The sequence below is a fragment of the Rhizobium sp. WYCCWR10014 genome (assembly GCF_001657485.1).
Lineage (GTDB): Bacteria > Pseudomonadota > Alphaproteobacteria > Rhizobiales > Rhizobiaceae > Rhizobium.
In genome coordinates this window covers 199813-220679 of the sequence record NZ_LXFU01000027.1, presented here as the reverse complement: position 1 = coordinate 220679, position 20867 = coordinate 199813, and the positions used below count along the sequence as shown (strand labels likewise).

The following is a 20867-nucleotide window of genomic DNA, read 5'->3' as shown; positions in this document are numbered from 1 at the left end:
GACGGCCGTCAGCTACGCGTGATTGTGATGAAATCCGTGCCTTGGCCCGTTTCCGTGCCGAGGCCGGTATCGGAGATCGTCAGCGTCGAGCCCGGCGCGATGAGGGCGTCGATCTTGCGGCGGGTCTCGTCAGGGATGGTAATCCGGCTGAGCGAACGGGCGATCGGCTTGCCTGTGATGATTGAGCTTTCCTGATTGGTGATGCCGAGCCGCTTCATCGTTTCGCGGGAGAGATTGTTCTCGAGCGTGATGCCGAGCCAGTCCGCCGTGCCGGCCCTTTCATCGACCGCGTGCAGCGTGAAGAAATGTGTGCCGAGCGCCAGTCCCGGATCGGCGATCGTCACCGGCGCTTCGAAGATCGGCTTGAAGGCCTGCCGCACCATGATGACGCCGTTCGGCGGCTCGCCCTTGCCAGCCGCGGCATAGACTTCTCTGAGGAGCGTGTCGGAGACCAGGCTCCTGTCGCCGGCAAATTCCGCCGGCCGCAGCGTCTTGAAAGTCTTGATCGCCTGCACAGTCGACGGACCGAGCAAGCCGTCCGGATTGCCGGCGGAAAAGCCGAGCTGGTTGAGCAGGGTCTGGATGTCGATCACCGTCTCGCGCAACGTCCGGCGCGTGACGAGCATACTGATCGGCTCCGACGGCGGCTCGGGTTCGGGCGCTGCAATCGGCGTCACGGTCGGCATCGGCATCGCAGCCGTGTCGTTCATCGCCACCTGCACCGGTTTCTCGGGGCTGTCGGGCATCGAGGGCCGCAGTTCGACATCCGAAAGCAGCTGCATCGGCGTCGGCGTATCTGGACGGAAAAGGGTCGGATGGTCGATTGGCCGCGGCACCAGCTCACCGTCGCTGATGATGACGGGGACACTGAGGTCGGTCATGCCATAGAGCATTTTTGCGAAGGCGCCGGGCATGCGCACGCAGCCATGCGAGGCTGGATAACGCGGCACGGAATTGGATTCATGGAGCGCTATGCCGGACCAGGTCAGCCTTTGCATGAACGGCATCGGCGCTGCCGAGTAGAGATTGGATTCGTGGTATTTCTGCTTTTCGAGCACCGAGAAGATGCCGCTCGGCGTCGTGTGGCCGTCCTTGCCGGTCGAGACCTTCGAGGTCGCGACGACCTCGGTGCCGTCATAAACCGCAAGCGACTGCTTATCCTTCGAGACGAAGATCTGCAGCGTGCGCGCATCCGCGGCAAGAGCGGGGTGCACGAGTGCGGTGGCCGACAGCAAGCCGAGGCCGAAGACGAGACGCGAGAACATGATACCCAACCATACGCAATACTTGCCCGGCACATTATGGGACGAAGTTTAACGAAGATTTTATAGGCCGGATCGCCGGTGAGCTTCACGCCTTAGTGATCACGCTTGCTGCCGAAGGTGTAGCCGGTCTCGACCGTCTTCTTGCCGAACTTGTCACGCAGCTTGTCCATCGCCGCTTCGGCCGCCGCTCGCCGGCCCGATTGCTGGTCGATGAGATCCGGCGGGTCGGCGCGGGCGGCATCGCCAAGATCGGTGACGCCGATGCCGATCAGGCGGAACTTCGTACCGTCGGTCTCTTTTTCGAGAAGCTCGAGCCCGGTGCGGAAGATCTTGTCGGCAAGCTGGGTCGGGTCCTCGAGCCTACGGTTGCGGGTGCGCGATTTGAAATCGGCGCTCTTCATCTTCAGAACCACGGTCTGGCCGGCAATGCCGTTTTTTTTCAGCCGCCAGGAGACCTTTTCGGAGAGGTTGCGCAGGATCGGCACCAGATCGTCATAGCGCGAGATGTCATCGAAGAAGGTGGTCTCTGACGAAACGCTCTTGGCGGCATCATTGAGATGCACTTCGCGGTCGTCGATGCCGCGCGACAGCCGTGCGAGCCGCTGGCCGATGCTGCCGTAGCGGCGCATCAGGTCGTTTTCCTCCATCTGCTGCAATTGGCTGATGGTGCGGATGCCGTCCGCCTCCAGCGTCGCCGCAAAGGCCTTGCCGACGCCCCAGATGGTGGTGACGGGACGCGGCGCCAGAAACTCGACCGCTTCCTCGCGGCCGATGACCGAAAAGCCGCGCGGCTTCTGCAGGTCGGAAGCGACCTTGGCGAGGAACTTGCAATAGGAAAGCCCGACCGAAACGGTGATGCCGATCTCCCTTTCGATGCGACGGGCGAATTTGGCCAGCGTGCGCGCCGGCGGATCGTGATGCAGCCTCTCGGTGCCGCCAAGCTCCAGGAAGGCCTCGTCGATCGATAGCGGCTGCACCAGTGGCGTCAGATCCTGCATCATGGCGCGCACCTGCCGTCCGACCCGGACATATTTCTCCATGTCGGGGCGGATGACGATCGCTTGAGGGCAGGCCTCCAGCGCCTTGAACATCGGCATGGCCGAACGCACGCCGTGGATACGGGCGATATAGCAGGCGGTGGAAACCACACCGCGTTTGCCGCCGCCGATGATGACAGGCTTGTCGGTAAGCTCCGGATTGTCGCGTTTCTCGACGGCCGCATAGAAAGCGTCGCAATCGATATGCGCAAGCGTCAATGCGTAGAGTTCTCGGTGGCGCACGAGACGGGGGCTGCCGCAGGAAATACAACGGCGCACCTCGCCCTTCTGCTCGGCAAGGCAGTCGCGACAGAAGCCGGGTGTCTTGTCAGGGGCGGGTGTCATGATGAGAACAAAGATTGAACGTGGCGAGGTTACGCCTTAAGCTTCCGAGTCTCAAGAGAGGGCGGGAGCTTTGCCTTTGGATAACGATCTTCGTTTCGAGCCGGTAACGCCAGAACGCTGGGACGATTTCGAAATCGTGTTCGGGCCGCAGGGTGCCTTCTATAACTGCTGGTGCGTCGCGCTGCGCTTGCCGCATGGGTGAGGACGAAGATGGCGGCCGACGAACGCAAAGCCCATATGCGCGGACGGATCAACGCAGGTCCGCCGCCTGGCATCCTCTGTTATGCCGAGGATGCGCCGGTCGCCTGGGTGCAGGTCGGGCCGCGCCATGACGTGCCGCAGTTCAATTCGCCGCGCACCGTCTCGCGGCCGCTGGAGGAAGGCGATGCGCATGATCCATCCATCTGGGCCGTCAGTTGCTTCTTCCTGCTGCCCAAGCTGCGCGGCAAGGGAATGAGCCATCGCCTGCTCGCCGGCGCGATCGACCATGCGCGGCGCCAGGGAGCGCGGTTGCTCGAAGCCTGTCCGATCGATCATGTGAAGCAGTCGAAATCAGTGACGCTCTGCATCGGTGCGACGGCGATCTTCGATGCTGCCGGTTTTGAGACGGTAGCACGGCGCAAGGACGGCCGTCCGCTCATGCGGCTGGAACTGCGTGCGTGAAGCTGCTGGAAACAAAATGCGCCTCGATGAGCTCGGCCGCATGCGTCCAGTCGGTGGCGCGGGTGATGTCGTCGGCCGCCGCCGGTGCGAAACGATGGACGGGCGAGTTCGGCATCAGGTGAATCAGCAGGCAATCGGCGACGTGTTCCCTAACGGAATGCAGATTGCGCGCCATATCATCAATGAAGACGACGGGAAGGGAGCGGCTGGCATGCAATGCGTGAACGATCGGCCCCTTGGGTTGTTCGGTGGCAAGCAGTGGAAAGAGCAGGCCCATCCTGTCCAGCAGGCGTCGGCGCTGGTCCTGGAACCGCGGCCTCATGGCTGTGAGGAAAAGCACATCGGCCTCTTCCGAAAGCCGGTCGAGCGTTTCGACGACGTGGTCGAGCGGCGTCTGCCACAGCTCTTGGGCCTCGAAGAATTCCTCGATCAGCCGGCTGACCTCTTGATCCTCGATCTCCACGCCATCCGCTTGCGAGACGATATTGCCATGAAGCCGGAACGATCGCGGCAGAAACGCGTGCCCCTGGCTCTGAAGGAAAAGCTGGAAGGGACCGATGAACTGCAACACGACGTCGTCGACGTCACAGACGATCAACGGCCGTTCGCCGAGGCGGATATGCGAGATATCGAATTCTTCGGAGGCCACGATCAGTATTCTCCGGAATCGAGGCCGGGCGAAGAGAAATGCTGCCAGGCCGCCGTCACCGTCTCTGGGCGGATCCCGCTCGCCGCGCAGAAGGCCATCGCCGTCGGTTCGTGGTTCATCAGGAAATCCATCAGGCCGGCGAGGAAGCCGGGATCGTTGACGGCGTTGCGCACCTGGCCGGGCGCCACACCCGTCAGGGCGAGAAAGCGGCCGAACATGTCGGGATCGTCGGCAAGCCAGCCGAGCACGGCGATCGCCGTCTCGTGCGGGTCGGCAGCCAGTTGTTTCGAAGTCTTGAAGTTGCTTTGCATTTCGCTGGGTAAGTTACCTTTTCTTCAACCAAATACCGGTAGCGTGCACTATCGGTTTCACGCAGCTTTTGTCCGCATGTGCCTTTCTCATGGGACGAACCGCTGCGCGAACGGACGTAGGGACAGCTTGTCATGCCCAAACAGGTGATGATTGTAGAAGATAACGAGCTCAACATGAAGCTCTTTCGCGACCTCATCGAGGCGTCCGGTTATACGACGATCCAGACCAGAAACGGTATGGAGGCGCTCGATCTGGCACGCAAGCATCGCCCCGACCTCATCCTGATGGATATTCAGCTTCCCGAGGTCTCCGGCCTCGAAGTCACCAAATGGCTGAAGGAAGACGACGAGCTGCACGTGATTCCCGTCATCGCCGTTACGGCTTTCGCGATGAAGGGCGACGAGGAGCGGATCCGCCAGGGCGGTTGCGAGGCCTATGTTTCCAAGCCGATCTCGGTTCCGAAATTCATCGAGACGATCAAGACCTATCTGGGCGATGCCTGACGCATCGGAAAGACGCTTATGACTGCGCGAATACTGGTGGTTGACGATATTCCGGCCAACGTGAAGCTGCTCGAAGCGCGGCTGCTTGCGGAGTATTTCGACGTAATGACCGCAGCCGACGGCTACACGGCACTGGCGATCTGCGAGCGCAACCAGGTCGATCTCATCCTGCTCGACATCATGATGCCCGGCATAGACGGTTTCGAGGTCTGCGAGCGGCTGAAGGCCAGCCAGAAGACTGCCCATATTCCAGTCATCATGGTCACCGCGCTCGACCAGCCGACCGACCGCGTACGCGGCCTGAAGGCTGGCGCTGACGATTTTCTCACCAAGCCGGTCAACGATCTGCAGCTGATCTCCCGGGTGAAGAGCCTGCTGCGGCTGAAGACGTTGAGCGATGAGCTGCGCATCCGCGCCGACACCGCTCATACGATGGGCATCGATGACCTCACACGGGCAGGCGAGGGCCGCGCCGACGAGACCGCTCAAGTCCTGCTCGTCGACGGCCGCGCCAATTCGCAGGAGCGCATCATCAAGGCGCTGAAGCCCGTCGCCGATGTGCTTGCCCTCTCCGATCCGCAGGCCGCCCTCTTCGAGGCGGCCGAAAGCGCGTTCGATCTCGTCATCGTCAACGCCAACTTCGACGATTACGATCCGCTTCGCCTCTGCTCGCAGCTGCGCTCGCTGGAGCGCACCCGCTTCCTGCCGATCCTGATCATCACCGAGCAGGGCGCTGACGAAATGGTCGTGCGCGCGCTCGATCTCGGCGTCAACGACTACATCATCCGTCCGGTCGATCCCAACGAACTGGTTGCCCGCAGCCTGACGCAGATCCGCCGCAAGCGCTATAACGACCGCCTGCGCGCCAGCGTCAAGCAGACGATCGAGCTTGCCGTAACCGATCCGCTGACCGGCCTTTATAACCGGCGCTATCTCGACAATCACCTGAACGTGCTCTTCAACCGTTCGATGGCGCGCGGCCGACCACTTTCTGTGCTGATCACCGATATCGACCGCTTCAAGCATGTGAACGACACCTACGGCCATGACGGGGGCGACGAAGTGCTGCGGGAATTTTCAAATCGCGTCCGTTCGACCATCCGCGGTGCCGATCTCGCCTGCCGCTACGGCGGAGAGGAATTCGTTGTCGTGATGCCCGACACCTCGCCGGAAATTGCCGCCGCCGTCGCCGAGCGCCTGCGTGCGGCGATCGAAAACGCTCCCTTCATGCTGAAACACGCCGGGGAAGCGCTGAACGTCACTGCTTCCTTCGGCATCGCATCGCGCATTACGTCGGTGCTGACCCCGGACCAACTGATGAAACAGGCGGATCTGGCCCTTTACGAGGCCAAGAATACCGGCCGCAACCGCGTGGTCGCCGCGGCGGCGTGACGAATCATTTGCCGCCGTTAGGCGCCATTTGCGGGTTTTCCACTGCCGTAAGCGAATTGTTACCGATTTTTAATCTCCGCTTGTGCACTGCGGGGCGAAAAAATTGCAGCCCAATAGCCCAAAAATGGACTCGCCGCGTTGCCGCGGATGTGTTGCCGCGCGATAGTCTTGAGAGTGTCAGGCCATAGCTCAAAATGAAATGAAGACTATAAAAAATGCCTATCGCCGACAGGGTCAAATAGATTGCGGCGGCGTCACCTCACGTAAGGGGAGGGGTGGCGTAAGTTATTAAGTTATATTGTCGAATTTCTTGAAAAGAGCAGGCGCTACGCTTCGATCCAAAGCAGAGGCGACAAATCTTTGTATGTCCCAAATCTGGACTTTTAACCATAGAATCAAGATGAGAAAATTCATCATTAAGAATTTGTTGATTTTCTTTCATTTTTGCGCAAATTATCGCTCATAAGAGAAGCGCTCCCGTTGAGGAGTTGTCGATACCCCATGATGCTCAGGTCCGCCGCATCTCCTGGGTCGTGGGGTCGGTCGGCTAGTAGGCAAGTTATAGCGGTTCCTCGTGCCGTTTTGCATGCTGGCCGACCCCCTTTCAAGAAAACGCCGCCACTTCCCGAAGATGGAAGGGCGGCGTTTTGTCTGTTTGCGCTATCATCTTGACAACCACAACGCCGGACAACAAAAAACGCGCAACCCGAAGGCGCGCGCTTTTGTGAAATCCGTCAGGCCAAGTGATTACTTGATCTTGGTTTCCTTGAACTCGACATGCTTCTTCGCAACCGGGTCGTACTTCGTCTTCGTCATCTTGTCCGTCATCGTACGGCTGTTCTTCGTGGTGACGTAGAAGAAACCGGTGTCGGCTGTCGACAGCAGCTTGATCTTGATTGTTGTAGCCTTGGCCATGGTCGTCCTGCCTTTAAGAAAATGAAAGCCGTGGAAGCCGGATGGGCTCCACGGCAAATCCTGGCGCGAAACTACGAATCCCGCCCGAAAAGTCAAGCCCGTTTTCGAATGAACATCAGTCTGATGCCGGAAAGTAGGGCGTAAAGACCGAAGAAAGCGGCAATCGCCCAGGCAAACCCGTTATTTCCCGCGACATCGATCGCCGCGCCTATCGCCTGCGGTCCGGCCACGGTTCCCATCGCATAACAGAAGACAAAGGCAGCATTGGCCGCAGCAAGATCGGAGCCCGTCAGCCGCGAGCCGAGATGGCTGAGGCCGACCGTATAGAGGCCTGAGACGCAGCCGCCCCAGAAAAGCAGGAGCCCGGCCATCAGCAGCCAGTTGTTGAGCAACAGCGGCAACATCATCGAGCCGATGAAGCCCATCAGCGCCATGCCGGCCAGAAGCGGCCGCTTGTCGGCGATGCGGTCGGAAAGCAGGCCGAGCGGGATCTGAAAGATGACGTTGCCGACGCCCATCATGGTGAGCAGCAGTGCGGCCTGCGATTCGGTGAAATGGGCGCGCACCGCAAAAATCGGGAAAAGCGACAGCCCGCCCGCTTCGACCGCGCCGAAAATGAAGACCGCTGCCGTCGCCGTCGGCACCAGGAAAACGTAGCGCATGAAATGCAGCTCCGGTTTTTCCTCGAGCACCGGGCTTTCGTCGCGGGCGATGAAGATCGGGATGGCGGCAAGCAGGATGGCGCCGGCGCCGATCAGGAAGGGGAAGATGCCGTCGCTGCCGAGGATCGAAAACAGCAGCGGTCCGGCCGCGAAGCCAAGGGAAAGCACCGTCGCATAGATGCCGAGCACGAAGCCGCGCTTGGAAGGCGGCGACGCGGCGTTGATCCAGAATTCGGAGAGGATGAACAGCGTCGTCGTCGCGCCGTGGAAGGCGAAACGCAGCGGAAACCACATCCAGAAATCCTGGGCGTAATAGAAACCGAGCGCGCTCAGCGCCGAAATCACCACGGCCCAGATCATTGTCGGCGCCACGCCGTATTTATGGGCGAGCTTGGTGGTAACAGGTGCGGCGGCCATCGCCGCGACCCCGGCCATCGCCGTGTTGAGCCCGATCAGGGTGGACGAGATACCGCGTTTTTCGAGGATGATACTGAGGAGGGGCAGACCGAGGCCGATTGCTATGCCAACGGCTGATATGGACGAGATGGCTGCCACCAGAGAAGGCCAATGGATTTCTTCGACATCGCCCGGTGTGCCGGTTCTCGGCTGAGACATTTATCCATCCTTAGAGAGGTGCGCGAACGAATCGGCCGATCCCGTCAGATAGATAGACACGGACGTGCCAAATCCAGGTGACGGATGCCGCTTCGCAGTATTTCCGATGTGAGTGACCATCTGCGGAATGTAAAGCCCGTTGGGGCAAGAAATGCTTACCATGTCAGGTCTTGAGGATCTTTGGCTCCCGCATTTGGGGTGGTGGTCGGTGGAGGGGTGGCACTACACGTGAAATATGTCTGGAAGGTGAAGGCGCCAAAGCGCGCCGCGATCTTTCAGATTCGCTCTTCGCGCTTTAGGTCTTTGTTTTTACGCATGTCGTTTTCGCAAAACCGCTGCACACTTTTGCGCGACATGCTCTAATTCGGCCGGCCGGGGATGTCATAATCATCAGGACCGTCACTCTCGCCACCGAAGCCGTGCATGCGCAGCGCCCATTGCAGGCCGATGACCCCGCCCTTGATCGGCTGGATCGAGGCAAGCGCGGTGATGACGGTGATCGGCGCCCAGATGGCGAGATGCACCCAGACCGGCAGCACGAAAGTCAGGTCGGTCAGCATATAGCCGCCGACCACGACGTGACCGAGGACGAGGATAACGATATAGGGCGGCAGGTCGTCGGCGCGTTGGTGATGCATAGCCTCGCCGCAGGCCGCGCAATGATCGACCGGCTTCAGGAACGCGCGAAAGAGCTTACCGTTGCCGCAGGCCGGGCAGCGGTTCATCAGCCCGCGCATGATGGAGCGCCCAAGCGGGCGCTCGACCTCGGGCGTATCGCCGTAGCGGACGGCCGGATCGGTCGGTGTGCTCATCGCATGTTCCTCTTCGGATCTAAAACACGTCGCGCGAAACTGTGCAGCGGTTTCGCGATAACGACACGAAAACAAGGACCTACAGCGCGGGGAGCCAATCTGAAAAATTGCGACGCGCTTTAGTGCCGTCCGCGCGGCGGCCTCGTTCCGGGCTTCTTGCGAACCTGGCCCCTGTCGCGGCGCCCCGCCTTGTGGAAGGAACGCACCGCCGCCGGCATTTCGCGGCCCTCGCTGATCATCTCGAAACGCAACGCGCCGGCAAGCGGTATCGCTTCGGCAAGTTTCACGGTGACACTGTCACCCAGGCGATAACCGAGCCCTGTTCGTTCACCTGAGAGTGCCTGATGCGCCTCGTCATAGATGAAATAATCGCTGCCGAGCGTAGATATAGGGACGAAACCGTCGGCGCCATAGTCCGGCAGGGAAACAAAAAGTCCCGATTTTGTCACGCCCGAGACCCGCCCGGCAAATTCCTCGCCGACACGGCCGCTGAGGTGATGCGCGATCAGCCGGTCGACAGTCTCGCGCTCGGCTGCCATGGCCCGGCGCTCGAAGGTCGAGATTTCGGCGGCGATATCGTCGAGCGCCGCCTCTTCTTCGGGCGTGATGCCGCCTTCGCCGAAGCCGAGCGAGCCGACGAGGGCGCGATGCACGATGAGGTCGGCATAGCGACGGATCGGCGAGGTGAAGTGGGCGTATTTCATCAGGTTGAGGCCGAAATGGCCGATATTCTCCGGGCCGTAGATCGCCTGGCTCTGCGAACGCAGCACCATTTCGCTCACCATGGTCTGATGCGGCGTGCCGTCCGCCTTCGCCAGGATGCCGTTGAAGTTGTTGGCGCGCATGTTGCCGCCCTTGGCAAGCGAGATGCCGAGCGTGGCCAGGAACTCGCGCAGGATCTCCTGCTTGGCAAGCGTCGGGCCGTCATGGATGCGGTAGATCAGCGGCTGTCGTTTCTTTTCTAGCGTCTCGGCGGCGCAGACGTTCGCCTGGATCATCATCTCTTCGATCAGTTTATGCGCATCGAGCCGTGGCGGCACGACGACCCGGTCGACCGTGCCGTCGGGCTTCAGCAGGATCTTGCGCTCCGGCATATCGAGTTCCAGCGGCTGGCGCCGGTCGCGTCCGCGCTTCATCACCTCATAGGCGTGCCAGAGCGGCTTCAGGATCGGCTCGAGCATCGGTCCGGTCTGATCGTCGGGCTTTCCGTCGACCGCCGCCTGCGCCTGCTGGTAGGAGAGCTTGGCGGCACTCTTCATCATGATGCGATGGAAAGTGTGGCCGATCTTGCGGCCTTCGCCGGAAAAGCTCATGCGCACGGCAAGCGCCGGGCGGTCGACGCCTTCTTTCAGCGAGCAGAGATCGTTTGAGATGCGCTCCGGCAGCATCGGCACGACACGATCAGGGAAATAGACCGAGTTGCCGCGCTTCAGCGCCTCGCGGTCGAGCGGCGAATTGGGTCGGACATACCAGGAGACGTCGGCGATCGCGACGGTGACGAGGACGCCGCCGGGATTGTCGGGCGAGGGGTCGAGCTCGGCATAGACGGCGTCGTCATGGTCCTTGGCGTCGGCCGGGTCGATGGTGATCAGCGGCACGTCGCGCCAATCCTCGCGATGCGACATGCTGGCGGGCCTTGCGGCCTCCGCCTCGGTGATGACGGCCGGCGGGAAGACATGCGGAATGCCGTGCGCATGGATCGCGATCATCGAGATCGCCTTTTCCGAACCGACGGAACCGACGACGGAAAGCACCTTGGCGCGCGGCAGGCCGAAACGGCCGAGACGGGCGATTTCGACTTCGACCAGATCGCCGTCCGTGGCGCCGCCGGTGAAGTCGGGATCGATCACCATCTCCTCGCCGCGCCGCTCGATCGGCAGCAGCCGGCCGCCGCCGCCGGGTGCTGTGCGGAAAACGCCCATCGAGGCGCCGCGGCGTCTGTCGATCACCTTGATGATCCGCGCCGTATAGGCCGGCCCGCCGCGATCGACAGCCGGGAAGATCTTCGCCAGGATGCGGTCGCCGAGCCCGGCGACAGGCGCCCTGCCTTTGCCCTGGCGGCCTGCCGGCGATTGCTGGCGGATGGCGACGGCGGGTGCTACGCCTTGGTCCTCCGGCCATTCCGCCGGCCGGCCGATCAAATCACCATCCTTGTCGCGCGTGGTGATATCGAGAACGGTGACAGGCGGCAGCGCACCGGGACGGATCAGCGACTTGCGGTTCTTCTGCAGCATGCCTTCCTGCTCGAGCTCTTGCAGCATGTGCTTGAGTTCGACGCGGTTGTCGCCCTTCAGGCCGAAAGCCTTGGCGAGTTCGCGTTTGGACGCTTTTTGCGGATGATCGGCGATGAAGCGCAGGATCACCTCGCGCGAAGGCAGCGCGCCGTGGACGATGTTCAGCGGCTCGACGGCGGGAGCATCCTTGCCGGCACGGCCGATCTTGCCCGGACGCTTGCCCGCAGGGTTCGTTCTGTCGCGCGGTATCCTGCTCACGTCAGCTCTTTTTCGATTTCGCGGGCGCTTTCGCCTTCGTTGCCTTCGGCTTGGCGGCCGTTTTGGTGGCCTTGGCTTCGGCGGCTGCCGCCTTCGGCTTGGCTTTCGCCTTGGCCGCCTTGCCGACCGGTGCCTTGCCAGCCTTTTCGACGATCAGCGCAAGTGCCTCCTCGACGGTGATCGCCTGCGGATCCTTGCCCTTCGGCAATGTCGCATTGACCTTGCCCCAGTTGACGTAAGGGCCGTACTTGCCGTCACGAACGGTGATGGCGCCGCCATCGGGATGATCGCCAAGCGCTTTCAGCGCTGCCGGCGTACCGCGCGAACCCCGGCCGGGTGCCTGGTTCGCCTTTTCGGCGATGACAGTCACGGCGCGGTTGAGGCCGACCGAGAACACGTCCTCGATGGTTTCCAGATTGGCGTAGGAACCGTCATGCAGGAGGAACGGCCCGTAGCGGCCGATGCCTGACGAGATCATCTTGCCCGTTTCAGGGTGTTTGCCGATATCGCGCGGCAGCGAGATCAGCGCCATCGCCTTTTCATAATCGATGTCCTCGGGCTTCCAGCCTTTCGGCAGCGAAGCGCGTTTGGCTTCCTTGCCGTCGCCGCGCTGGATATAGGGGCCGAAGCGACCGGAACGCAGCGTTAGCTCCTCGCCGGTCGTCGGATCGGTACCGAGGTTCTTCGGCTCGTTGAGCGCAGCACCGTCCGCTTCTCCGCCGTTTTCGGAGGAGAGCTGGCGGGTGTAGTTACACTCCGGATAGTTCGAGCACCCGACGAAGGCGCCGTATTTGCCGAGCTTCAGCGACAGGTTGCCGGTGCCGCAGACCTGACAGATGCGCGGATCGCTACCGTCCTCCCGTTTCGGGAAGACGAGGGGTGCCAGCGCCTCGTTCAACGAATCGAGCACGTTGGTGACGCGCAGTTCCTTGGTGTCCTCGATCTGGGCGAAGAAATCCTTCCAGAAATCGCGCAGCACCTGCTTCCAGTTCAGTTCGCCGGCGGAAATCCGGTCAAGCTTCTCTTCGAGATCGGCGGTGAAGTCGTATTCGACATATTTGGTGAAGAAGCTCTCGAGGAAAGCGGTCACCAGCCGGCCTTTAGCCTGCGGGATCAGCTTGCGCTTGTCGATCGTCACATAGTCGCGGTCGCGCAGTGTCGCGAGCGTCGCGGCATAGGTGGAGGGGCGGCCGATGCCGAGCTCTTCCATCTTCTTGATCAGCGAGGCTTCCGAATAGCGCGGCGGCGGTTCGGTGAAATGCTGCGTCGAATTGATCTTCTGCTTGGCGAGCGCCTCGCGCGCATTGATCTCCGGCAGGCGGCCATCCTCGTCGCCGTCGTCGCTCTGCTCGCCATCTTCCTTCTGGTCGGTATAGGCGGCGATGAAACCATCGAAGCGGATGACCGAACCGACGGCGCGCAGACCGGCTTTCTCGCCCTTGTTGTCGGCGGTGATTTCAGCCGTCGTGCGCTCGATCTCGGCCGACGCCATCTGGCTGGCGATGCCGCGCTTCCAGATCAGCTCGTAGAGCCGGATCTGGTCGGCATCGAGGAATTTGCGCACACGGTCGGGCGACCGGTAGAAATCGGTCGGACGGATCGCCTCGTGCGCCTCCTGGGCGTTCTTCGCCTTGGTCGAGTAGAAGCGCGGTTTTTCCGGCATGTAGCGCTCGCCGAACTGGTCGACGATGGCGCTGCGCGCCGCGTCGATCGCCTCGGGCGCCATCTGCACGCCGTCGGTTCGCATATAGGTGATGAGACCGACCGTCTCGCCGCCGATATCGACACCCTCATAGAGCCGCTGGGCGATCTGCATCGTGCGCGAGGCGGAGAAGCCGAGATTGGAGGAGGCGGCCTGCTGCAGCGTCGAGGTCGTAAACGGCGGTCCCGGGTTGCGCTTGACCGGTTTCGCCTCGACCGTGTCGACGACATAGCTCGCGCCTTCGAGCAAGGCCTTCAGCCGGCCGGCATCCTCGCCATTGCCGATTGCGCGCGGCTGCAGCCGTTTGCCGTTCGCCGAAACCAGTCTTGCCTCGAACTCGTCGCCGCGCGGCGTCTTCAGCAGCGCCGAGATGTTCCAGTATTCTTCGGAAATGAAGCGCTCGATCTCGGATTCGCGGTCGCAGACCAGGCGAAGCGCCACCGACTGGACGCGGCCGGCCGAACGTGCGCCGGGCAGCTTGCGCCACAGCACCGGCGAAAGATTGAAGCCGACGAGATAATCGAGCGCGCGACGCGCAAGATAGGCATCGACCAGCGGCACGTCGATGTCGCGCGGATCGGCCATGGCGTCGAGCACCGCCTTCTTGGTGATCGCATTGAAGACGACGCGCTTGACCGGTTTACCGTTCAGCACGCGCTTCTTGTTCAGCATGTCGAGAACGTGCCAGGAAATCGCTTCGCCTTCGCGATCCGGGTCGGTTGCGAGAAACAGGCCATCGGCGGACTTCACCGCGTCGGCAATGTCCTTCATCCGCTTGGCGGAGGCGCTATCGACCTCCCAAAGCATTTCGAAATCCTGATCAGGAAGAACTGAGCCGTCCTTGGCAGGCAGATCGCGCACATGGCCGAAGGAGGCGAGCACTTTGTATCCCGGACCCAGATACTTATTGATCGTCTTGGCCTTGGCAGGCGATTCCACCACTACAACATTCATGATGATTCTCTAAAAAGGAAACGACGCCAGCGTTGAAGCCAGCGCGACACACACCGCAACATGGATATCGGCCCTCCGACATGGACAGGGAAATCGCCGCGGTCAAGGGGTTTGCTACAATTTTACCTCTTGCGCCTGCTGCAGCCATTGGGGGAATATCGACAAAATACAACTACAGATATGTTATTCAGGGTTTTCGACCGAGCGTTCGGCAATTCGCGAAGCCGCCGCCTGATGTCGTACCAGGTTCAATCGGAAAGCGAGACGAGGCCACCCTGATGCCGGTGCAGCCTGCCTGATATATCGAGTTCCAGAAGGATGAGATAGACCGCAGATGCCGACAGGCCGGTATGGCGGATGACGTCGTCAATCTCGACCGGCGTCGGCCCGAGCGCATCGATGATGCGGTTTCGATCGGAATCGCCTGGTGGCACCGACATGGCCTTGCCGTCAGGCGCGGGTTCCTCCGCCATCGATGACGGGAACAGGTCGAATTGCGCAAGCGGTGCCAGGGCCTCGATGACATCGGCGGGAGCGGTGACGATCGAAGCACCGTCCTTCAGCAGGCCGTTGGTGCCATGGCAGCGCGGATCGAGCGGTGAGCCGGGCACGGCAAAAACCAGGCGGCCGAACTCGCCGGCAAGCCGCGCCGTGATCAACGAGCCCGAACGCGCCGCCGCTTCGATGACGACGAGGCCGAGCCCGATGCCGGCGATCAGCCGGTTGCGGCGTGGGAAGTCGCGGGCGCGCGGCTCCCAGCCGAAGGGCATCTCGCTCACCGCCAGGCCATTGCCACCGGTTATCTCTTCGAGCAGGCCGATATTCTCCGGCGGGTAGGGCTGGTCGAGGCCGCCGGCGAGTGCTGCGATCGTGCCTGTGTCGAGGCTTGCCCGGTGGGCCGATGTGTCGATGCCGCGTGCCAGGCCGGAGACCGCGGTGTAACCCGCCCGGCCGCAGTCACGCGCCACCATCGCTGCGAATTTCGCGCCTGCGATCGAGGCGTTGCGTGAGCCGACGATGCCGACGGCCGGTCGTTTTGCAGCGGCAAGCGCGCCCTTGACGGCCAGAAGCGGCGGCGCACCGTCGATCTGCTTCAGCGCTTGCGGATAGTCCGGCTCACCGATGCCGACGAAGCGGGCGCCGAAGCGACGCGCCGCCTCCAGCTCCCGATGCGCGTCGGCCTCGCTGGCGATGCGGATTGCCCGTGTGGCACCGCCACGCGCCGAAAGCTCCGGCAGTGCGGCAAGTGCTGCCTCGGCCGAACCGAAATGATTGATGAGGTCGCGAAAGGTGGCAGGGCCGATATTGTCGGAACGGATGAGACGCAGCCAGGCAATTCTTTGCCGTTCGGTCAGCACGACGCCTTTTGGTCCGGCGCTCAGCGCATCCATTATCCCTTTGCCCCGATCTTGCTTTCCGTCCCGCTCATCAGGCGAGAAATATTCGCCTTGTGCTTCCAGTAGGAGATGAGGGTCATGATCGCCATGACAGCAGCAACCTTTTCGTTGCCCAATATCCATAGCGCAACTGGAATGGCAAGCATGGCAACCAGCGCCGACAGTGAGGAGTAGCGGGTGGTGAAGGCGACCGCCAGCCAGACGGCCGCGAAGAGCACGATCATGATCGGCGCGACGCCGAGCAGGGTGCCGATATAGGTGGCGACTCCCTTGCCACCCTTGAAGCCGATCCAGACCGGGAAGAGATGGCCGATGAAGGCGAAGAAGCCGGCGATGATCGCCGCCTCCTCACCGAGGAAATAGCCGACGACCCAGGCCGCGGCCGATGCCTTCAGCGCATCGAGCAACAGCGTCGCCGCGGCGAGCGTCCGGTTTCCTGTTCTCAGCACATTGGTCGCGCCGATATTGCCGGAGCCGATGCTGCGGACGTCGCCGAGGCCGGCGGCGCGCGTCAGGATCAGGCCGAACGGGATCGAGCCGAAGAGATAACCGATAATGGCGGCGGCAAGCGCGATCGGCAGCGTGATCTGCCATGACATGAGATTGGATAACATATGCCCCTCAGCCTCTCCGTGGCCTATCCTCGAGTCAGCCTTCTCCCGCTGGGGGATGGACGGCGATAGTGTCGGTTCTAAATTGCGTGGACAAGCTTTCCCGAGACGTATGTCGCGACCGCCCGCCCACTGAAGCGCGCATCCTCGAACGGCGTATTCTTCGAGCGGGAGAGAAGCATGTCTTTGGCGACAAGCCAAGGCTCATCGAGATCGATCAGCGCGATATCGGCCGCAGCGCCCGGCTTCAGCGTGCCGGCATTCAGGCCGAAAATCTGAGCGGGGCGGGTCGACATGGCGTCGATCAGGCGCATCAGGCTCACTTGGCCGCCATGGTGAAGCCTGAGCGCTGCCGCCAACATGGTTTCGAGGCCGATCGCGCCATCCTCGGCCTCGCCGAAGGGCAGGCGCTTCGTATCGACGTCCTGTGGGTCGTGCGAGGACACGATGATATCGATCGCGCCGCCCGCAACGGCGTCGGCCATCGCCACCCGGTCGTCTTCCGGGCGCAGCGGCGGATAAAGCTTGAAGAACGTGCGGTATTCGCCGATGTCGTTTTCGTTGAGCGCCAGATTGTTGATTGAGATGCCGCAGGTCACCTTGGCGCCGCGGCTGCGGGCGCGCTCGATTGCCTCGACCGATTCCGGCACCGAGATCATCGCGGCGTGATAACGACCGCGCGTCAGCTGCGCGATCCTCAGATCGCGTTCGAGCGGGATGAGCTCGGCTTCTTTTGGAATGCCGGAAAGCCCGAGCCAGCTGGCAAAAAGCCCCTCATGCATGACGCCGTTGGCGCCGAGATATTTGTCGCGCGTCTCGCAGGAGACGACGGCGCCGAATTCGCGCGCATAGGTCATGATCCGGCGCAGCACCTGTGTGTCATGGACGCTGGAATGGGCATCGGTGAAGGCAACGGCGCCCGCCTGCATCAACAGGCCGATCTCCGTCATCTCCTCGCCGGCAAGGCCCTTGGTGATGGCGGCTGCCGGATAGACGTTGACGGCGGCCGTATCCCGCGCCGTCTTCTTGACGAATTCGACGAGCGCGATGTCGTCGATGATAGGATCGGTGTCCGGCATCATGATGATCGAGGTGACGCCGCCGGCGGCTGCCGCCCGGCTCGCCGAGGCAATCGTCTCGCGGTGTTCGCCGCCGGGTTCGCCGACATGGACGCGCGCATCGACGAGGCCCGGCGTCGCGACGAGGCCCGTGCAGTCGCGGATGACGGCGCCTTCCGGGGCCCCCTGGTTCTGCGCCTTGTGGCTGGCCGCGAGAATCACGCCGTTTTCGGCAATGATCGTCCCGACCTCGTCGAGATTGCGCGACGGGTCGATGATGCGGACGTTCTTGAGGACGATCGGGTTGCTCATGCCATCATTCCATCGCTTCGGGGACCCTGGTTCTGTGAGACGAGCAGCGTCTCCATGACGGCCATGCGCACCGCGACCCCCATCTCCACCTGTTCGGCGATCACGCTTTGCGGCCCGTCCGCTACTTCCGAAGCGATCTCGACGCCGCGGTTCATCGGGCCGGGATGCATGACCAGCGCGTCGTCCTTCGCCGCTTTCAGCGTTTCGGCGTCGAGCCCGTAGAAGTGATAGTATTCGCGCACCGAAGGTACGAAGGCGCCGGACATGCGCTCGCGCTGCAGCCGCAGCATCATCACCACGTCGGCGTCCTTCAGCCCTTCCTGCATCGAATGGAAGACCTCGACGCCCATCTCGGCGATGCCGGCGGGCAGGAGGGTTGCAGGCGCAACGACACGGACGCGGGCGCCCATCGCGTTGAGCAGCAGGATATTGGAGCGCGCCACCCGCGAATGCAGCACGTCGCCGCAGATCGCTACGATGATGCGCGACAGCTTGCCCTTGGCGCGGCGGATCGTCAGCGCGTCGAGCAGCGCCTGGGTCGGATGTTCATGCTGCCCATCACCGGCATTAACGACCGAGCAGGAAACCTTCTGGGCGAGAAGGGCGGCCGCACCGGCGCTCGAATGGCGGATCACCAGCACGTCCGGGCGCATCGCATTCAGCGTCATCGCCGTATCGATCAGCGTTTCGCCTTTCTTCACCGAGGAATTGCCGACAGACATGTTCATGACGTCGGCGCCGAGCCGCTTGCCGGCAAGCTCGAAGGAGGCCTGCGTACGGGTCGATGCCTCGAAGAAGAGGTTGATCTGCGTCAGCCCGCGCAGCGTCGACGTTTTCTTTTCTCTCTGGCGGCTGATCTTGACGGCCTCATCGGCCTTGTCGAGAAGATAGGTGATATCCTGCTCGGTGAGGCCCTTGATGCCGATGAGGTGGCGGTGGGGGAAAAAGACCATGAACCTGCCTCTTGCTGTCTCTGGCGGGTCTATAAAGAGTGCTGCCCGCCGGGGCAAGCATGCGCTGTGGGCAAAGGCTTATGTCCCCATGCATTTTCGCCCGAATTCCGATAGAGCAGAATGAACCGAATCATAACTTCCGGTTTCCCTTTGCCGGGTTCTTACACTAGAAGCGAATTATGACCTCCGCCAACCGGACTGACGACAAACTCGCAGAACTCAACCAGCCGAGCCTGTGGTCCGGCATCAATGCGTATCGATCCGATCCGCTGATCGTCGATCTGACAGCGGCTTTGCCGCGCGGCATCCGCGAAGACCTGGAAAACATGGGCCGCTACGTCACCTCGCCGGAGGCGCAGGAGATGGCGCGCATGGCAAACCAGGGCGCGCCGCAGCTGCGCACCCACGGCCCGCGTGGCGAGCGCCTCGACGTCGTCGAATTCCATCCTGCCTGGCATGCATTGATGCGCCGCTCCATGTCGGTCGGCCTGCATTCCTCCGTCTGGGATCCCCAGGCCGATACCGAAGCCAAGGACGAGGCCCACAAGGTTCGTGCCGCGCGGTTTTATCTGACGTCGCAGTTGGAATCCGGCCATCTCTGCCCGCTGACGATGACGAGCGCCTCCGTTGCGGCGCTCTCGGCCTCGCCCGCGGTCCAGAAGGACTGGGCGCCGAAAATCCTCTCGCGCAAATATGATTCGTCGAACAAGCCCGCCATGCAGAAATCCGCCGTGACCATCGGCATGGGCATGACGGAAAAGCAGGGCGGCACGGATGTGCGCGCCAACAGGAGCGCTGCCGAAAAGGTCAGCGAGGGCATCTACCGGCTGTCCGGCCATAAATGGTTCATGTCTGCGCCGATGAGCGATGCCTTCATTATGCTGGCGCAGACGAAGGAGGGCATGGGCTGCTTTCTGGTGCCGCGCCTTCTGGAGGATGGTTCCGCCAACGGGCTGCAATTCCAGCGGCTGAAGGACAAGGTCGGCAACCGCTCCAACGCCTCTTCCGAGGTCGAATTTACAGACACGTTCGGTTTCCTGCTCGGTGGGCCGGACGCCGGCATCCGCACCATCCTCGACATGGTGACGCTGACCCGGCTCGATTGCGCGCTGGCCTCGTCAGGCATGATGCGCGCCTCTCTCGCCGAAGCCGTGCATCACACCCGCGGCCGCAGCGTCTTCGGCAAGATGCTCGTCAACCAGCCGATCATGACGCGCGTGCTCGCCGACATGGCGCTCGATGTCGCCGCCGCAACGGCACTGTCCTTCCGTCTTGCCGACGCCTTCGACAAGGCGCGCGGCAATGCCGAGGAAGCGGCCTATGCCCGTGTCATGACGCCGGTCGCCAAGTACTGGTGCTGCAAGATCGCGCCCGCGCTGATCTACGAGGCGATGGAATGCATCGGCGGCAACGGCTACATCGAAGAGCGCCCGATCGCCCGCCATTACCGCGAGGCTCCGGTCAACGCCATCTGGGAAGGCTCCGGCAACGTCATGGCGCTCGACGTGCTGCGCGTGCTCAACCGCGGCAAGGATCTGTTCGAAACGGTCTTTGCCGGCCTTGCCCGCGATCTCGGCCCTGCCGGTAAGAAGACGATCGACGTGCTGCGCGCCGCAATCGCGCTGTGCGAACAGGACGAGGGCGCCGCGCGCCTGCTCGTCGAGCAACTGGCGCTCGCCGCCGGTGCCGCCGAGCTCTATCGGCTGGGGGCAGGGCGCATCGCCGATGCCTTCATCGAGACGCGTCTTGCCGGCGGCTGGCGCTCCACCTACGGCATGCTCGATTCCCGGTTCGACGCCAGCTACATCGTCGACCTGCTCTATCCCCCGGCCGCCTGATCGCACGCAGGGTCAGGCGATCCTGAGGCCGAGACGCTCGGCTATCGGATCGAACTGCCGACCCTGATCACCTTGTATCGTCCGACCGGTCGCGACGTATCGCGTCGATGTCGCCTTCCCAGCCTATCCCCGCGAGATCTGCGATCGCATTTTTCCGCCGGTGCTTCTCGACAAGGTTTCGAAAAGCCTGCTCGACAGTGGCCTTTTTCGTCGCCAATCCCGCGGCGGTCATTGCCGCGTCGAGCAAGGCATCATCGATTGTCATCAAGATGCAGATCCACGTCACGGCGGTTCAAGCTCGGCGACGATATCATCGCCATAAACGAAAATCCGGCCGCGTTGCCGCGGCCGGATTTCAGTGTTTACGTCCAAAAATCAGC

Annotated in this window: 17 protein-coding genes and 1 pseudogene; 4 read left to right on the top strand and 14 right to left on the bottom strand. The window is 62.2% G+C overall.

Annotated elements, in window-relative coordinates:
* Window positions 1–8: 8 nt before the first annotated feature.
* Both A6U98_RS07625 and A6U98_RS07620 read right to left on the bottom strand, forming a co-directional pair.
* Window positions 9–1265, bottom strand: coding sequence for a L,D-transpeptidase family protein (locus tag A6U98_RS07625; RefSeq protein WP_064649057.1), 1257 nt, complete (start codon window positions 1263–1265; stop codon window positions 9–11).
* Window positions 1266–1357: 92 nt separating this feature from the next.
* The gene (locus tag A6U98_RS07620) at window positions 1358–2647 is read right to left on the bottom strand and encodes a DNA polymerase IV (protein ID WP_064649055.1); all 1290 of its coding nucleotides are present in this window, start codon (window positions 2645–2647) and stop codon (window positions 1358–1360) included.
* Window positions 2648–2723: 76 nt separating this feature from the next.
* On the opposite strand from A6U98_RS07620, the pseudogene A6U98_RS07615 reads away from it, so the two are divergent.
* A pseudogene (locus tag A6U98_RS07615) lies at window positions 2724–3310 on the top strand (GNAT family N-acetyltransferase).
* Here A6U98_RS07615 and A6U98_RS07610 read toward each other — a convergent pair.
* Both A6U98_RS07610 and A6U98_RS07605 read right to left on the bottom strand, forming a co-directional pair.
* Window positions 3285–3959: a hypothetical protein gene (locus tag A6U98_RS07610; RefSeq protein ID WP_064649052.1), complete on the bottom strand. Its 675-nt coding sequence runs from the start codon at window positions 3957–3959 to the stop codon at window positions 3285–3287. The pseudogene A6U98_RS07615 and the gene A6U98_RS07610 sit on opposite strands and share 26 nt — an antisense overlap.
* Window positions 3960–3961: 2 nt before the next feature.
* Complete coding sequence (locus A6U98_RS07605; protein ID WP_064649050.1) at window positions 3962–4270, bottom strand: DUF3572 domain-containing protein; 309 nt, start codon at window positions 4268–4270, stop codon at window positions 3962–3964.
* 132 nt (window positions 4271–4402) lie between these two features.
* Here A6U98_RS07605 and A6U98_RS07600 point away from each other — a divergent pair, with 132 nt between their 5' ends.
* Both A6U98_RS07600 and A6U98_RS07595 read left to right on the top strand, forming a co-directional pair.
* Window positions 4403–4774: a response regulator gene (locus A6U98_RS07600; protein WP_003547430.1), complete on the top strand. Its 372-nt coding sequence runs from the start codon at window positions 4403–4405 to the stop codon at window positions 4772–4774.
* A gap of 18 nt (window positions 4775–4792) precedes the next feature.
* Window positions 4793–6166, top strand: a complete 1374-nt coding sequence (locus A6U98_RS07595; RefSeq protein WP_064649049.1) for a PleD family two-component system response regulator — start codon at window positions 4793–4795, stop codon at window positions 6164–6166.
* 747 nt (window positions 6167–6913) lie between these two features.
* Here the strand turns inward: A6U98_RS07595 and rpmG are convergent.
* From rpmG to A6U98_RS07550, 9 genes are all read right to left on the bottom strand, one after another.
* The gene (gene rpmG, locus A6U98_RS07590; RefSeq protein ID WP_003547442.1) at window positions 6914–7081 is read right to left on the bottom strand and encodes a 50S ribosomal protein L33; all 168 of its coding nucleotides are present in this window, start codon (window positions 7079–7081) and stop codon (window positions 6914–6916) included.
* 92 nt (window positions 7082–7173) lie between these two features.
* Window positions 7174–8358 carry an MFS transporter gene (locus tag A6U98_RS07585; RefSeq protein WP_064649047.1) on the bottom strand — a complete coding sequence of 395 codons (1185 nt, stop codon included), beginning with the start codon at window positions 8356–8358 and terminating at the stop codon, window positions 7174–7176.
* 359 nt (window positions 8359–8717) lie between these two features.
* Window positions 8718–9170 carry a DUF983 domain-containing protein gene (locus tag A6U98_RS07580; RefSeq protein WP_064649045.1) on the bottom strand — a complete coding sequence of 151 codons (453 nt, stop codon included), beginning with the start codon at window positions 9168–9170 and terminating at the stop codon, window positions 8718–8720.
* A gap of 119 nt (window positions 9171–9289) precedes the next feature.
* A complete protein-coding gene (rnr, locus tag A6U98_RS07575; protein ID WP_064649043.1) occupies window positions 9290–11662 on the bottom strand; it encodes a ribonuclease R in 2373 nt (790 codons plus the stop codon).
* A gap of 1 nt (window position 11663) precedes the next feature.
* Window positions 11664–14318, bottom strand: a complete 2655-nt coding sequence (gene topA / locus A6U98_RS07570) for a type I DNA topoisomerase (RefSeq protein WP_064649041.1) — start codon at window positions 14316–14318, stop codon at window positions 11664–11666.
* Window positions 14319–14566: 248 nt separating this feature from the next.
* Complete coding sequence (gene dprA, locus A6U98_RS07565) at window positions 14567–15709, bottom strand: DNA-processing protein DprA (RefSeq protein WP_064649039.1); 1143 nt, start codon at window positions 15707–15709, stop codon at window positions 14567–14569.
* Complete coding sequence (plsY, locus tag A6U98_RS07560) at window positions 15709–16329, bottom strand: glycerol-3-phosphate 1-O-acyltransferase PlsY (protein WP_064649037.1); 621 nt, start codon at window positions 16327–16329, stop codon at window positions 15709–15711. The genes dprA and plsY overlap by 1 nt, the downstream gene beginning before the upstream one ends.
* A gap of 77 nt (window positions 16330–16406) precedes the next feature.
* On the bottom strand, window positions 16407–17696 hold the full coding sequence (locus A6U98_RS07555; RefSeq protein ID WP_064649035.1) for a dihydroorotase: 1290 nt from the start codon (window positions 17694–17696) through the stop codon (window positions 16407–16409).
* The gene (locus A6U98_RS07550) at window positions 17693–18649 is read right to left on the bottom strand and encodes an aspartate carbamoyltransferase catalytic subunit (protein WP_018241622.1); all 957 of its coding nucleotides are present in this window, start codon (window positions 18647–18649) and stop codon (window positions 17693–17695) included. Before A6U98_RS07550 ends, A6U98_RS07555 begins: the two co-directional genes overlap by 4 nt.
* Window positions 18650–18828: 179 nt before the next feature.
* Here A6U98_RS07550 and A6U98_RS07545 point away from each other — a divergent pair, with 179 nt between their 5' ends.
* A complete protein-coding gene (locus tag A6U98_RS07545; protein WP_029872820.1) occupies window positions 18829–20487 on the top strand; it encodes an acyl-CoA dehydrogenase family protein in 1659 nt (552 codons plus the stop codon).
* A gap of 67 nt (window positions 20488–20554) precedes the next feature.
* Here A6U98_RS07545 and A6U98_RS07540 read toward each other — a convergent pair whose 3' ends face one another.
* Complete coding sequence (locus A6U98_RS07540; protein WP_064649033.1) at window positions 20555–20752, bottom strand: type II toxin-antitoxin system VapB family antitoxin; 198 nt, start codon at window positions 20750–20752, stop codon at window positions 20555–20557.
* Between the last annotated feature and the right edge of the window lie 115 nt (window positions 20753–20867).

What these genes read in the sequence shown, in the direction of transcription:
- A6U98_RS07625 (WP_064649057.1), bottom strand. Translation starts at nt 1,265, where the DNA reads ATGTTCTCGCGTCTCGTCTTCGGCCTCGGCTTGCTGTCGGCCACCGCA.
- A6U98_RS07620 (WP_064649055.1), bottom strand. Translation starts at nt 2,647, where the DNA reads ATGACACCCGCCCCTGACAAGACACCCGGCTTCTGTCGCGACTGCCTT.
- A6U98_RS07605 (WP_064649050.1), bottom strand. Translation starts at nt 4,270, where the DNA reads ATGCAAAGCAACTTCAAGACTTCGAAACAACTGGCTGCCGACCCGCAC.
- A6U98_RS07600 (WP_003547430.1), top strand. Translation starts at nt 4,403, where the DNA reads ATGCCCAAACAGGTGATGATTGTAGAAGATAACGAGCTCAACATGAAG.
- A6U98_RS07595 (WP_064649049.1), top strand. Translation starts at nt 4,793, where the DNA reads ATGACTGCGCGAATACTGGTGGTTGACGATATTCCGGCCAACGTGAAG.
- rpmG (WP_003547442.1), bottom strand. Translation starts at nt 7,081, where the DNA reads ATGGCCAAGGCTACAACAATCAAGATCAAGCTGCTGTCGACAGCCGAC.
- A6U98_RS07585 (WP_064649047.1), bottom strand. Translation starts at nt 8,358, where the DNA reads ATGTCTCAGCCGAGAACCGGCACACCGGGCGATGTCGAAGAAATCCAT.
- A6U98_RS07580 (WP_064649045.1), bottom strand. Translation starts at nt 9,170, where the DNA reads ATGAGCACACCGACCGATCCGGCCGTCCGCTACGGCGATACGCCCGAG.
- topA (WP_064649041.1), bottom strand. Translation starts at nt 14,318, where the DNA reads ATGAATGTTGTAGTGGTGGAATCGCCTGCCAAGGCCAAGACGATCAAT.
- dprA (WP_064649039.1), bottom strand. Translation starts at nt 15,709, where the DNA reads ATGGATGCGCTGAGCGCCGGACCAAAAGGCGTCGTGCTGACCGAACGG.
- plsY (WP_064649037.1), bottom strand. Translation starts at nt 16,329, where the DNA reads ATGTTATCCAATCTCATGTCATGGCAGATCACGCTGCCGATCGCGCTT.
- A6U98_RS07555 (WP_064649035.1), bottom strand. Translation starts at nt 17,696, where the DNA reads ATGAGCAACCCGATCGTCCTCAAGAACGTCCGCATCATCGACCCGTCG.
- A6U98_RS07550 (WP_018241622.1), bottom strand. Translation starts at nt 18,649, where the DNA reads ATGGTCTTTTTCCCCCACCGCCACCTCATCGGCATCAAGGGCCTCACC.
- A6U98_RS07545 (WP_029872820.1), top strand. Translation starts at nt 18,829, where the DNA reads ATGACCTCCGCCAACCGGACTGACGACAAACTCGCAGAACTCAACCAG.
- A6U98_RS07540 (WP_064649033.1), bottom strand. Translation starts at nt 20,752, where the DNA reads ATGACAATCGATGATGCCTTGCTCGACGCGGCAATGACCGCCGCGGGA.